The sequence below is a fragment of the Collinsella sp. AF18-8LB genome, assembly GCF_003459795.1.
Lineage (GTDB): Bacteria > Actinomycetota > Coriobacteriia > Coriobacteriales > Coriobacteriaceae > Collinsella.
Map to the genome: position 1 here is coordinate 40,036 of NZ_QRWU01000003.1, position 13,895 is coordinate 53,930.

The 13,895-nt window shown below is 54.7% G+C and carries 12 protein-coding genes; 3 read left to right on the forward strand and 9 right to left on the reverse strand.

Translation table 11 applies throughout. From position 1 onward, the window contains the following. Positions 1-60 precede the first annotated feature (60 nt). The 4 genes from DWX25_RS04870 to DWX25_RS04885 all read right to left on the reverse strand — a co-directional run bounded on the left by DWX25_RS04870 (position 61) and on the right by DWX25_RS04885 (position 5,107). On the reverse strand, positions 61-1,602 hold the full coding sequence (locus DWX25_RS04870) for a glycoside hydrolase family 32 protein (protein WP_117799337.1): 1,542 nt from the start codon (positions 1,600-1,602) through the stop codon (positions 61-63). 107 nt (positions 1,603-1,709) lie between these two features. Continuing rightward, a complete protein-coding gene (locus DWX25_RS04875; RefSeq protein ID WP_233505271.1) occupies positions 1,710-3,110 on the reverse strand; it encodes a PTS transporter subunit EIIC in 1,401 nt (466 codons plus the stop codon). 184 nt (positions 3,111-3,294) lie between these two features. Then, positions 3,295-4,266 carry a LacI family DNA-binding transcriptional regulator gene (locus DWX25_RS04880; RefSeq protein ID WP_233505273.1) on the reverse strand — a complete coding sequence of 324 codons (972 nt, stop codon included), beginning with the start codon at positions 4,264-4,266 and terminating at the stop codon, positions 3,295-3,297. Between the two features lie 247 nt (positions 4,267-4,513). Then, on the reverse strand, positions 4,514-5,107 hold the full coding sequence (locus DWX25_RS04885) for a DUF4956 domain-containing protein (protein ID WP_369832058.1): 594 nt from the start codon (positions 5,105-5,107) through the stop codon (positions 4,514-4,516). A 46-nt stretch (positions 5,108-5,153) separates the two neighbouring features. Here DWX25_RS04885 and DWX25_RS04890 point away from each other — a divergent pair, with 46 nt between their 5' ends. Beyond that, entirely contained in the window at positions 5,154-6,434 is a 1,281-nt protein-coding gene (locus DWX25_RS04890) for an IS256 family transposase (protein WP_117799335.1), read from the forward strand. Between the two features lie 4 nt (positions 6,435-6,438). On the opposite strand, the gene DWX25_RS09520 is transcribed toward DWX25_RS04890, so the two are convergent. The 5 genes from DWX25_RS09520 to DWX25_RS04915 form a co-directional block, all read right to left on the reverse strand. After that, the gene (locus tag DWX25_RS09520; RefSeq protein ID WP_199412318.1) at positions 6,439-6,657 is read right to left on the reverse strand and encodes a hypothetical protein; all 219 of its coding nucleotides are present in this window, start codon (positions 6,655-6,657) and stop codon (positions 6,439-6,441) included. 21 nt (positions 6,658-6,678) lie between these two features. After that, on the reverse strand, positions 6,679-7,422 hold the full coding sequence (locus DWX25_RS04900) for a hypothetical protein (protein ID WP_199407086.1): 744 nt from the start codon (positions 7,420-7,422) through the stop codon (positions 6,679-6,681). Positions 7,423-7,499: 77 nt separating this feature from the next. Beyond that, entirely contained in the window at positions 7,500-8,600 is a 1,101-nt protein-coding gene (locus tag DWX25_RS04905) for an ATP/GTP-binding protein (protein WP_117742802.1), read from the reverse strand. Positions 8,601-9,078: 478 nt separating this feature from the next. Beyond that, the gene (locus DWX25_RS04910; RefSeq protein ID WP_158557598.1) at positions 9,079-10,443 is read right to left on the reverse strand and encodes an AbiH family protein; all 1,365 of its coding nucleotides are present in this window, start codon (positions 10,441-10,443) and stop codon (positions 9,079-9,081) included. Positions 10,444-11,032: 589 nt separating this feature from the next. Beyond that, positions 11,033-11,998, reverse strand: coding sequence for an Abi family protein (locus DWX25_RS04915; protein ID WP_117735020.1), 966 nt, complete (start codon positions 11,996-11,998; stop codon positions 11,033-11,035). Between the two features lie 216 nt (positions 11,999-12,214). Here DWX25_RS04915 and DWX25_RS04920 point away from each other — a divergent pair, with 216 nt between their 5' ends. Both DWX25_RS04920 and DWX25_RS04925 read left to right on the forward strand, forming a co-directional pair. After that, complete coding sequence (locus DWX25_RS04920; RefSeq protein WP_117799333.1) at positions 12,215-12,883, forward strand: hypothetical protein; 669 nt, start codon at positions 12,215-12,217, stop codon at positions 12,881-12,883. A 230-nt stretch (positions 12,884-13,113) separates the two neighbouring features. Beyond that, the gene (locus tag DWX25_RS04925; protein WP_117799332.1) at positions 13,114-13,785 is read left to right on the forward strand and encodes a hypothetical protein; all 672 of its coding nucleotides are present in this window, start codon (positions 13,114-13,116) and stop codon (positions 13,783-13,785) included. The last annotated feature ends 110 nt before the right edge of the window (positions 13,786-13,895 follow it).

Below are 13,895 nucleotides of genomic sequence, written 5' to 3' on the forward strand. Positions count from 1 at the left end.
CGGGTGTTCCCCGCATCGTGGGCAACGGCTGCAGTATAGCGCCGATAGACGACCAATCGCCTAGATATTGAGTACGTGGCAGGTCACGCTCGCACCCGGAGCGTCAACGGACACGCCATAGGCCTCCGGATAGATGCGCGTCGAAAACACGAGCGCGCCATCATTCACAAACACCTCGACCGACGAGACATCGGCGACAATGCGCACGTTACGAACCTCGTCGACGGGCTCCCAGCGCACGGTACGACCGCAGCCGGCAGAAGCGCGACCTTCATCGGTAAATCGCATCTCAAAGCGCGAGGGCAGCTCGCCCTCGGCGGGCATAAACGCCAGTTTCAGCTCGCCATCAACGGTTGCGGTAAACGCGCCTTCGATACCGCCAACAATAACGTCAAAGCAGGTATCGCCGGCAACCTCCAACGAGCCCTCCCCCACACGCACCGAGGCATAATGGCGCTCGATCTCGCGCGCCGGCTGCTGCAGTACCACGCCGCCGTCACCGGCCGTAAGCTCGCGCGGCGCCGTCATGCAGTGCTGCCAGCCGCACACCACGGTGGGTGCGTTGCCATAGGTCGGTTCATCGGGCATGCCCATCCAGCCGATCAGAATGTGGCGACCGTCCTCGGCCGTGAACTCCTGCGGAGCATAGAAGTCAAAACCGGCGTCCCACAGGCGGAACTCGCCCAGCTCATAGGTACCGTCAACACCGGTAATGTCGCCCGTTACAGGCATGTAGCCAGCAGCGTATACGTTGCCGCGGTCCCAACGACCGCCCTCGAGCCCCTGAGGAGAGAAGGACAGGAACTTCACCGGCACACCGTCATCGGTCTTAAGCTCAAGATACCCCGGGCACTCCCACATAAAGCCGAAACGCTCGGGCGTAGACACACGGCTCTCGAGTTCCCAGCTCAACATATCGGCCGAGCCATACACCAGGATCTCGCCCACATCGCGCCCGGCACCCTCGCCGTGCATCGCACAAAAATGGCTTTCGATATGCGGTCCATCCACGCGACGACGGGCGCCCAGCACCATGTGATAACGCCCGTCCGCGTCACGCCACACCTTGGGATCGCGCACGTGGCAGGTCAAATCCTCGGGATAATCATCGGACGCCAGCACCACGCGCTTTTGGCTGAATTCCCGACCGGCAAGACCATCAATGCTCTCGACATAAACAGTATCGGCTCGTCGACCGGTATTGACGTAGTCGTACGTGCCGTCTGCATCGGAAAGCTTAACGTTGCCCGTGTACAGCACGCGAATGCGGCCGTCCTCAGCAAGCGCGGAGCCCGAATACACGCCATGGCAATCGAACGGCTCGTCGGGCAGCAGCGGGGCGCCAACGTAGTCCCACGCCATAAGGTCGCGGCTCGTCGCATGACCCCAGACCTTAACGCCACCCTCGACATCAAACGGCGCATATTGAAAATAAGCGTGGAACACGCCGCCCGCTTGGCAAAGACCGTTGGGGTCATTGAGCCAACCCGCCGGCGGCATAATATGGAAGTGCTGGCCATACGCGCCATGACCGCACTCAGAGGCGGCAGCGTCAACAGCGGCAACCAGCTTTGCAAGGTCGCGACCAAGTGCATTAGACATATCAAAGTCCTAACGGATCGAAAGTTACAAGGCACCAGAGATCGGCACCAGATACGGGAAACGCCCGCGAGCATACAACCCGCGGGCACTCCCTCAATCAAAAGCCCTTAGGCCTGCTCGGAAGCCTTGGGCTCGTCCTTGTACAGGACAAACGAGACGCCAAAGGAAACCAGCGCGGCGACCGCAAACATGATCGCGTACTGCACGGGCTGGGCCAGGCAAAGCAGGATACCGAAGATACCGGTAACGCCCGTGCCGGAGGCAGCCAGCGAGGTGAGCGCGCAGACCAGGGCACCGCAACCGGCGCCGATGCAGCCGGCGATGAAGGGCTTAAAGAAGCGCAGGTTCACACCAAAGATGGCAGGCTCGGTAATGCCCATAAAGGCGGACAGAGCCGAAGGAAGCGCCAGGCCCTTGATCTTGGCATCGCGGGTCTTAAAGGCAACGGCAAGCGCGGCGCCACCCTGGGCGATATTGGCAGCGCTAGCGATGGGCAGCCAGTAGGTCACGCCGTACTGGGCGAGCTGGCCCAGGTCGATGGCGGTGTACATCTGGTGGATACCGGTAACGACCGTGGGGGCATAGAACAGGCCGACGATAAAGGAACCGATGCCGAAGGGCAGGGTCAGCAGGGTCTGGATCAGACCGAGGATGGCGTTCTCGGCCCAAACAAAGATGGGGCCGACGGCAACGAGCGTCACGAGCACGGTCACGAACACCGAGACAAGCGGGGTCACAAAGAGGTCGAACATCTCGGGGACAACCTTGTGGAGACGCTTCTCGAGGAAGGCGAGAATGGCGCAGGCGATAACGATGGGAATCACATGGCCCTGATAGCCGACCCACTCAAAGCTGTACACGCCGGGGATGACGGTGACCATGGTCTGCACGCCCTCAGAGGCAACCGTGTAGGCGCTCTGCAGCGAGGAGTTGATGAACGCACCGCCGACGACGGCACCCAGGTACGGGTTGGCGCCAAAGGCCTTGGCGGCGGAGTAGCCGATCAGGATCTGCAGAATGCCGAAGGACGTTCCCGAGACCAGGTCGGCGATCTTGTAGATAAAGTTATTGGTGTCGAGCGCGATAAAGCCGTTGGAGGCCATAAAGTTGAGGGCGCTCATAATGCCCAGCAGCAGGCCCGAAGCCACGATGGCGGGGATGATGGGGACAAAGACGTCTCCGAGTACCTTAATGGCGCGCATAAAGATGTTCTGCTGCTGCGCCGCGGCCTCCTTGACCTCGGCCTTGGTGGCAGCCTCGACGCCACTAAGCGCGATGAACTCCTCGTAGACCTTGTTGACAGTGCCGGTGCCAAAAATAATCTGAAGCTGGCCCTGAGCCTCAAAGACGCCCTTGGCGCCGTCGACGTTCTCGATGGCCCCCTTGTTAACCTTGGCGTTATCGGCGATCACCAGGCGAAGACGCGTAGCGCAGTGCGCGGCCGAAACAACGTTGTCGGCGCCACCGACGTTGTCGAGCACCGCTTGGGCTGATTTGCGGTAGTCCATGACTTCCCTTTCCTCCAACGGGTGCATTCGCACCCGGCCATCTTTGACACTTATACTGTAATCGTTTTCAGTTTCATAATTCTGTAATCGTTTTCATAATAGGGTGAACGGTAGGAAAAAGCCGGCGAAAGGTAGTTTTAAGGCAAAAACAGGCGACTCAGAGGCAGACAGACATGCCCAAACCCTAGACATTCATAAGCTGATGGCCGAGCTTGAGCGTCTTGAGACCGCTCTCCCCCTCCACGCCATCGAGCGTGTTGAGCAACATATTGGTCGCCTCGACGCCACTGGTCAGGTAGCCATAGTGCACGGTGGGAATGCCGCCCGTCAGCGCGCGCAAAAACGCGTTGTCACCAAAACCACTTACGCGGTGCATGCCCTCGCCCACGCCGCGAACCTCATCGATGGCACGCAGCGCACCCGCCGCCATGGTGTCGGTCGCGCAGGCGATAAACGAAACATCGGGAGCGACGGAAAGCAGTTCACGCGCCGCACCATAGCCCGAGTCGAGCGTAAAAGACCCCTGGCGAATCAGGCTCGGATCAAGCGCCACGCCCGCGGCGCGCAAGCCGGCCTCAAAACCGCGACGGCGGTCATAGCCAGCAGCGCGGTCCTCCTCGGTAACTCCAATGTAGGCAATCTTGCCATCCACGCGACCCGCAAGCGCATGACCCAGCTCAAAGGCGGCCTCGTAATCGTCGTGATAGACGCACGCCGCGCCCTCAACATTCTGACCGATCAGCACGATGGGCACGCGGCACGACTCAATCGCCCGGCGATGCTCGTCGGTAATCATGGTTGCCACCAGCACAATGCCATCGACCGGGTGGTTTTGGAATAAATCGAGGTATTCGAGCTCGCGATCGGCAGCGTTGTCGGTATTGGCAAGCAGCATCTGGTAGCCACGGCGACCGAGCACCTGGCCAATGCCGGCGGTAATGCGGCTCACGGATTCCGAGTTAATCTTAGGTACGATGACGCCGATGAGCTTGGTGGAACCGGTGCGCAGCGCGCGAGCCTGGCTGGACCGCACGTATCCGGTCAGCTCAATCGCCTGCTTAATGCGCTCGCCCTTGTCCGTCGATATGTAGCCACCGTTGAGGTAGCGCGAGACGGCGGCGCTCGAAACGCCGGCCAGCTCGGCCACATCTTTCATCTTTACCACGAGTACCCCTGTCGTTGAAATCGCTTTCACCATGATACCCGTGAAGACGGCATGCGAACCAAATCGGCCCACTCAGGTCGAGCAAACGTCAGCGAGCGGGCAGCTGCCGTGGCGAGGTGCCGCGAAAGAGGAGCGAAGCGTACTTTATGTACGCGAGCGACGGTTTGAGCGGCAGATCGCCCGGCAGATGTTCGCGCAGCGTCGACCGGTCCGGCGTTCGGTAGAACGCCGGAAATAGTTAGCCGTGGTACTCGCCGTTGTACTGGATGAGCGTCAGGTCTTCCACGCCGTCGAGCGCGCGGATGGCGTCGGCATAGGGCATATCAACGCCGTCCGAGAACACCTCGACGGCCATCTCGACCTTGTCACCGCGCATGGTCTTGGACTTGACGGTGAACTTGGTGCGGCCAAAGGCGCGCACAATGTCGTCGCCGGCGGTCTGGCCCGTGTAGTGGATGACCATCATGTACACGCGCGCCTTGTCCTGGTGGCTCGCAAAGCCGGCAATCATCACCACAATCACCACCGCCGTGAGCCCCACGAGCGCATACATGCTGGCACCCGCCGTAATGCCCGTGGTAATGGCCCAAAACAGATACAGCAGGTCGAGCGGGTCCTTGACCGCCGTGCGGTAGCGGACAATAGACAGAGCACCGACCTTACCGAGCGAGATAACCACGTTCGTCGAGATCGCGAGCGTGACCATGCAGGTGAGCACGCACATGCCCACGAGCGTCACGGCAAAGCTGCGCGAATAGATTGCGTCGAAAATGTTGGTGTAAGGGTGGCTCCCTAGCGTCCGTTTAACGAAGAGTGGCCTTCGTCCTAGAATCTGAAATCACCACAACAACAGGTTCTAGGAAAGGACGAAGACCGCTATGGAAATCTTATCAGACCCGAAGCCGGACATGCTCGCCATGCCGCGGTTCGACGACGGTGCCATCGACATGCAGGAGCTGCTCAGGCGCCTCGCCGAGCAGGTCGTGAACGCCGTGATGGACGCCGAGGCCGACCAGCTGTGCGGCGGCGGGGCGAACAGCCGCAACGGCTACCGGGAGCGCGGCCTCGCCACCTGCGTCGGCACGCTGACGCTGCGCATCCCGAAGCTCCGCACCGGCAGCTTCTTCCCGGACGACGTGATCGAGCGCTACCAGCGCGCGGACCGCGCCCTCGTGGCCGCCGCCGCCGAGATGTACGCCACCGGCACGAGCACCCGCAAGGTGCGGCGCGTCGCGGAGAAGATGAGCGTGTCCAGGCTCTCCAAGGACCAGGTGAGCGCCATCGCGTCGAGCCTTGACGCCGACATCGAGGAGCCCTGCGCGAGGCCCCTCGACGGCTCGCCGGCGCCCTACGTCTGGCTCGACGCGACCTACGTCAAGTGCCGCCGCGGGGGCCGCGTGGCCTCCACGGCCGTCGTCACGGCCATCGGCTGCGACGCGGGCGGCTGGAGGCGCGTCCTGGGCGTCGACGCGGTGGACACGGAGTCGTGCGACTCGTGGCTGGCATTCCTCAGGAAGATCCGCGACCGCGGCGTCTCCGGCGTGGAGCTCGTCGTCTCCGACGCGCACGCGGGCCTCGTCGCGGCCGCGGCGGAGGTCTTCCGGGGGGCGGCATGGCGGCGCTGCGCCGTCCACCTCATGCGCGACCGCATGCGCGAGGCGGGCTCCCGGCGGCTCAGGCGCCGCGTGGGCAGGATCGTCTCGCAGGTGTTCCGCGGGCGCGACGCCGCCACCGTGACCGCCATGCACCACGCGGCGTGCGACATGCTGGAGGGGTGCTGCCCGAGGGCGGCGGCGATCCTCGAGGAGGCCGAGCCGGACGCCCTGGCATACCTCGACTTCCCGCCGACCCACTGGAAGCGCCTGCGCACCAACAACGTGCAGGAGAGGACCAACCGAGAGATAAAGCGCAGGTCGCGCGTCGTGCAGGTGTTCCCGTCAACGGGCTCGCTGGTGCGGCTCGCGGGCGCGGTCATGCGCGAGCAGGACGAGATATGGCAGGAGTCCAGGTACTTCTCGGAGGAGAGGATGAACGAGCTCTACGACGAGGGCCGCACGCGCGGGCTCGACGGGACGGTCGACTGGTCGCGGCTGGAGGCCGAGGCCAGGAAGATGATCGAATCGGGCCTCGAGCTTGCGGACAGGATCGAGGCGGCATAGGATATCAACCGTATTCCAGGTTCCTGGACGCCGGGCCGACTCGCTTCGGATCGGACGCTACACCAACTTTCTCGACACTACCCTCGCGACAGAGCGGATAGGGGCTCCTCAGCAAAAAGCCGTAGTCGCCAGCCAGAATCTGCTCAAACTCACCGCGTGTAAGTGGCGCGTCCTCCTTGTAGATCCAGCTGCCGTACTTCTTTTTGCGCTCGAGCTTAATCACCTTGTCGCTGCCGTTATAGATTTAGAACAAACGAATACCCAAACCCCTCTTAATCGCCTTATTCAAAACGTCGTTAAGTCGCTTAGGCCAATTCGAAATAAAGAATAGACAAGTGCAGCATGCGCAAAATGAATCATTGTTCAGACGATCAATCTCGTTGAGCAAAAGTTCAGAATGATTGATGTCCGCCACAGTCGCAGCTAAGTCAGCCATACACTCGTTTGCATTTTGCGTCGCCTGTTCATTAGTTAACCATAGCGACCTCAGGGCATGAACGGCAATAATGCAAGCAAATGTATAGCCATCAATACGCCCAATATCCGCAAGCGAATCTCCCCTCCTGGCAACCCAGTCCTTGTAAGATCGCTGGCCAAAAATCACATCTGAAGGAACAAGGGCATCATCCAGAGAGAAAAACTTCGAAGGATCAAAATCACGATATGCTTCAACCGATGGATAGCTTAGATATAGCTGACCCATATCAGTGCTGTCGCAGTAATAGTCTTGCATTAGCTCAAGCCGCTTAAAATCGAGCCGATTGTCCTGAGGATCTAAGTCAAATATAAGCAAGGTGTCTGTAAAACTGGATTCGAGAAGCTGGGCAGCATCATCTTTATCCGAAAGAAGCTCTGCGACAAAGGATTTAAGATCAATGGACTCGAAATCGCAACCGCATTCTTGAAAGAGCTTGTCTAGAAAGTCATGAACATTAATCTCGACAGGAACAATTTGATGATCATCTGCGAGGCTAAAAGAATCAAACATGCGCTCCATCAGCTGAGGCTCGCGTTTAGCACCTTCGACAATGAGCAGGACGTTCTTTACGGACGCATTGTTCATGACTAGTCAAACTCTCCGGCACGGAGGAGCTTCTCAATGTTGTTGCCAAGCCTCAACTCGCGATCGGTGGAATCGGCCAAAGTTCGAATGCCCCCTTTTGCAGAGATTTGATAAACGCAGTCAGGCCTCATTACGCCATTCTTAACAAGCGAGGTATTGTGGGTCGAGCACAGTATCTGACACGATGCCTTTGAAGCAAAGAGCTTCAAAAGGCTCTCTGCCATCTCAAAGTGACAAAAAGCGTCAAACTCATCTATGAACAAAAAGCTGGCCGACTCGTTAAGCTCAAGCTCAGAGAACAACTTAACCAGAGTTCTTGTACCGCTAGAACATGCCTCGACAAACGGGATGCATCGCATGGGATGATTGAAATACAGAACAGGTAAGCCGTCGGACTCTTTAATAACGATCAGGGACTCATCGACTCCAAAATTGCGAATAAATGACTCGAATTCCGCGACCTTGTTCTCGCGTATGATCTTGTCGATTACCTTTCTTGTTTCAAACCCTTTCAATCGAAAACTGTCCATGCGAATCAGTCTCATGCGCGAGACAAATCGGCGCAACTCCGCCAAGACGCCTAAAACATTAGTTGGAAGACTGCTCGTTATGTATGAAAGAAGGCTCAACGAGGTATCGGAGAATTCAAAATTGATCCCAGCAGCACCGATTCGTTCAAGATGGTTCTCTTCGAAAACGCCGCTTGCATTATTGAATTCGAAAATTCGTTCCCCATCAATCAATAGGGTCTCGTGAAGCCAAGTAGTCGGAGAAGTCTTCTCATAGCAGTAATTGATTTCGCGACCGTCAAATTCAAAGACATAGGTGAACTGTGCCGTACCTCGCCCGCAGTCAGCACTCAAAAACAGACGATCATCCTGGTCAGAATAATCGAATGCCTTTGGAAAGCCGAGTGTAATGTCGAATAAAGCTGAACCGAAATTCGATTTACCAGACGCATTTCTGCCGATCAAAAGTGCAGTTTTCACGGTTCCGTTTTTAACGTTATTTTCTGCAAACTGGTAATCACGAGAAGCTGCGAAATTAAATGAAACCGGAGTCGAAAAATTCCTATAGCCATCAACAGTAAAACGCTTAAGCATGAGAGTCTCCTATCTCTTGCCGTAATTATATTACGGCAAGAGATAGGAGACCTGCATCAATTACGTAACTACGGGAAACGTCATGTAACCAAAGCCAATCCGAACCATGAAAACCTACTGAGAGAGCCACTCAAACCTGTAGTATGCGGCAAATTCCAGACATTTCGACCACACTGGATAGTGACAAAGCTTCTACCTGCGGTTTCGTTTCTTGAAAAGGGCGGCGTGCTCGAGAGTTCCGAAATTTGCCGCATACTTCCGTCGAGCGGTTCCGGAAGTGCGGTGAAAAACAGAGAGCTGTCGACCACACCCCGGTTTTGGGCATCAGCGACCTGCGGTTTTGTTGGTAAAAATCCGGGTGTGCTCGGAGGTTTCCGATTTTTCCCCGCACTTCCGGAAAACACGACAACACCAAGCACCCTAAAACTGAAGACGCGATAAGAGACCCCTCAGAAAACAACCTTTTGAGCAGATCGACCTAAATCTCCCGAACGACAAGTCGGCCTTCAAGCATGAGCTTGTGTGCAAGGCTGTTGCTACGTCCGGCAATACCAAGCGAAGCGCCATAGTAATCGAGAAGGGCAAGTACCTTGGCCACCTCTGAGTCGCGAACACCCTTGGCGTAGCTTGAGTATAGGAAGACCAGGCTGGTATGCCCGTTATACAAATCCACCGTGCTAAAAATAGACTCAAAATACGAATAATCGGCTCGCGAAAGCGAATGGCCAAAAAAGACTATCGAAGATGTCTTAAGACCATCCCCTCCCCTTTGCGAAGGATAAGCAATCGAGCCACTTGGAACCCCTCGGGCAGACTTCAATACACGATATGTCTTGGTAAATGGGAGGATATCCCGATTATCCAAATTGCCGGAACCGTCGATTCCAAAAATGCATTCACCATCAAGCGTGCCGTGGATATTGACAAGATCGGCATCCCCAAACCGCTGTTTAAGCCACCGATATGGAGACGTATAGTTAAAGTTGAGAACAGTCACCGCATCATCGGGCACACCATCGGGCACCACGGTATGCTCAATCAGCTTGCGCATTAAGTTATCCGAACAATCTGAATAGCCATCGTTGCGAGCAACCTCATCTTTGAGATAGCAATTGAAGTAGTGTTCCATACGCTCGAGTTCCGACATGAGGATGGAAGATAACTGCCCCTCGGGATCCTCAAGGACCCGAGGGAACGCATGGGCGAGGTAATGCCCCACACGCTCGGTCCAAGGATTGGGCTCGTGTCCCAAAAGGCGAGCACCCTCTCTCAATAGAGCAGAATATACCTCTGAGTCATCCGAACTCTCCGAATCTTCAATGCTCAGCTCAGAAAGAACCCCTTGATTACCATCGTCAATGCCGTCTCCAAGCCGTTCGATCTCGTCGACCCGATTCTCGATGTAGTCACTTACATTGAGAGCGTTCGCTTCATTTGCTATATAAAAGTAGTCCTGCAGAGAACCGAACGAGACGGCATAGTCGGATATCATTACGCCCTCATCGTCGATGCCGTCCTCGGACAGGTTGATGCCAAACACATTGGCAATAGCCGTCTCGACATCGCACCAGTTCACGTTGAAGGCTCTTGCCTCCATGTCCTTCCGGCTTCTAAGGATTAGATCCCAAGCAGTCAGGCCTCTCGCTTTGATGGCTCCGTAATCACAAGCGCCCTCTTCCGAGACAAGAGAATCTATGACCTTCATTCGAGGCTCAAAGAAATCCTTAAACGAAGACGCCAGGCCACAGGAAAGATCGAAACCGTTGCCAACCACTATAAGATGATGATTGCGGCATCTCTTCCCATCATCCTCACCGGTAAACCTGATATCTTCTGCACTCACATTAGTCCTTAATACACCGTTTAGACTCATTCTCAGTCAGATAACGCTCAGGCATCCAGACCATTCGGATGTAATTAACGATTTTATGTCCGCCAACCTTGGCGTAATAAGCCCTCACAATAAGCATAATGAAGAAAGACGGCCATCCAAAAGAACGGCCGCCTCTCCGTAGGACGTAGGCCCGTAGGTTGACTACGTCAATACCAACTATTTACTCTATCGTCCAGGCTCCAAGGGGTCAATTCAATTTAAAGAGCGGCACCGTAAACATCGCTGTCCTGACTACCAGACGATTGATCGAGGAGTTCAGGTACGCCGACGGCTGAATCGGCATCGTGAGGTATGCCTGCTTTGAGCGGCCGCTGGATCGCAGGGGCAATTCTGGAGATGACATTATCCAGAACGATTCCATGCAGCCATCTCACGCATGCTGTAAAGAAATCGACAAAAAAAGAGGGCCGACGCATCAACCCTCTTCAGGTGTCGCCCGAAGGCTTCCACCGCAATTGGCTATATTTTAGTCGATATCCTATGTTTGTCTACGGGCCCAGCACCAAAGAATGTCATCTCCATCTTTAGCTACTGCTTCTTAAGAAGCAGCTATATAGCTACGAAGTGCATCCATCTTGCTCCTAGCCCCAGTCTTTACTATTTTATGAAAATCTGAGGAAGACAGGGAGCCGTGCAAGTCTTCCAGCACGCTAGAGTAGTTCCGAATTAACTGATAGCACTCAGTTTTGGAAACCATCATCTTTCTGAGCAGATAGACAATTAGGACGACATAATCAGTAATAGTTGAAAAGTCTATCGAAGGAACGCCAACCTCGGATGACAGCATCTGGCCAAGCTGATTTCCCACTTTTGCCCTCTTAAACCTAACGTCATAAATGGCACTGTTATGAGCAATCGCGTTACGGAGATCTTTGAGCACAAAGATAGTACGTTCGAGAAGCCCGGGGCCGTCGTAATTGTTCGGAAGCTTTAGGTCATCAGATATGCTCTGTCTAACCGAGCCCTTTAAGCACGAATAGAAAACACCGAAGTTTCCTAGAGTCATGACCTCGAATAGCGCCCAAATAGGCAAGGGTTTATCGCTGTCATAAAAATGCCTAACAACAGGGTTCTTGGAATAATTGTACTGAATCAACCTATTGATTTCCGCACGCAGGCCTAAGCGCTTTTTCATGGCATCGCTATAGTTGCTACTTTTTCTAGGGTAATCACGATATGCCACGAGCGTTCGAGAGAAAATATCCTCCAGCGCGAACGAGCGAGAATCTTCAAGCACGGCCTCCAGCGTATAGTTCTTTAGCGCAGTTTCAATAAACATTACGCTTGGATACAAGAGCGCCTTAACCGCCATATCAAACTCATTTAAAGCAATTACTTCATCAAAGCTTGTTAAACCCAAACAGTTGGAAGAATTGCCCACAAAACGATGGCCCTTATAGCCATGGTAATAACCGTAATTCTTCATCTTTCTTTTATGGACAGAGCCATGCGTCTCTATCCCTTTATCCCTAAGATGTTTCATGAGGCCATTGAGAGTTTTCATTATGGGTCCTTAAGCGCGGAGCCGAAATTGAATTAATTATATCCGCTACCGGGCAAACCTAGGATATCGGTACAAATGGCCCAGCCCCACTTCCCTAAAGCCGTAGAATAAAAAGCTATACAGCGTCGCGCATCCTCAGAAGAATGCCCTCAATATACTTAAACCCGCAATTAGGCAAACACCAAACCCATAATCCGGACAACAGAGGTGAGCCATATGCATAGCCCCATTGATAGCGAAAGCTACGTAAAGCCCATCCTTGGCAGGACCAAAATCGATATCTGGGAGTGTTATGCGAGACATATTCTGCAATTTATCGATAGCGACAAATACGGCAATTTGGCTTACAGCGATAAACCGGATCTGATCGATCGGGCACATTCCCTGGGCATCGAGGTAACAGCTTCCCAATCACAAGACAGCAGAAAGGCAGAATCCCTCTATTCCAAACTCCTATACGAGAATGATTCCTCTCAAGAAAAACGCCGAATCGAACTTATTGAGCAATGTGGAGCACATTTCGAAAAAGGAGTCCTGTTTGGTCCAAATGGTACGGATTCATTCAAGCAGGTTATTGAAGCTCTTCGCAAAAAGCTGGACAGACTCGACTCTGATGACTACGAACTCTTTAGGAGAAACGAGTTGTTTGTCAGATCCAATATTCTTGCTGACGAGGAAATGCTTCGCGAAGCGCTCTCCAACATGAAAAAAGAATCCAGTGGCCACTCATGCCACTTCGCATCTGTTATCGTCTCGGTCCCTGGATACAATTATGTTTTCGATCTCGATGCATCGACATGCGTATCTCTTAAATTCGGATACGAAGACCAGCATCGTATTGCTCGCGAAGCAAACAAGGAAGTGAACATCGCACAGCCAAGCTGAACCGAGCTGCTATAACCGATCTACTAGCAGACCATTTCTTAGCGGGTCGGAAAAAAGCCCCCGGAGCTCTTTGCTGCGCAAGCCTCAACGTCCTAATGAGCCAGCACGCTCAAGCGGCGCAGATTCACGCCAATCCGGCACGAAGGTTCTTAAAATTTCCCTTATCTTGGCAGTGAGAAACCGGAATGCACAAGGCGACCCGGGCACCTCCACCCAAGATAGGATCTTATATGCTCAAAGACGGCATCGCATATCTACTCAAGTTCGCCCCCAAGGAGGCATACATCGTCGACCTGCTGAATGGTCACCTCTACATGAACGCGGCCGGCTACTACCATGGTCTGCCTGGTGAACAGGGCGATCCGCTCGAGGCTTCCATAGCTCCCGGGGTGTGCCTCTACGGATATACTTGCTTGCCCATCTACTGCATGTACGCGGTTCGCGAGGACGACATAGTCAACGACTCAGCCCAAATCCCGATGCGCATGATCCGTGAGTTCGGATGTGCGGAAGGATGGATCGGCATTGTGCAGTACGACAGCTTCGCGCGTCTTTTGGACAGTCACACCACCGACGGCGGGGACGTATACGCCCACGGTCCCATCTCCTACGGCGTCCCCGGGCCAAAACTAATCCGCGAGATCTTTGAGGGCATCCCGCACAATCTCGTTATCAAAACGCCCAAGTACGCATATCAGAAGGGGTATCGAATCATCGGGTCGTTACCGGTCGAATGTCGCCTTTTACCAGACGAGAATCACCCAGGCTGCAAAATTGAAAAATACGACCACGCAGAACTTGACCTAAGCAGCAGCCTCGCGGACTTTTCCTGGAAGGTCTCGGTGGCGAGTCTCGAAGAAGCGCGAGACGGCCTCATGCTGGATTTGCCGCATCAGGCATAGTCAACCCAACGCGATCCACAACGTCACCGGGCAACCAACCATCCGTCCCCTCCCCAACATTCCCCAGAAAGTTCGCTGATGTTGACTAGTATTCCCGTAAAATAAACCCA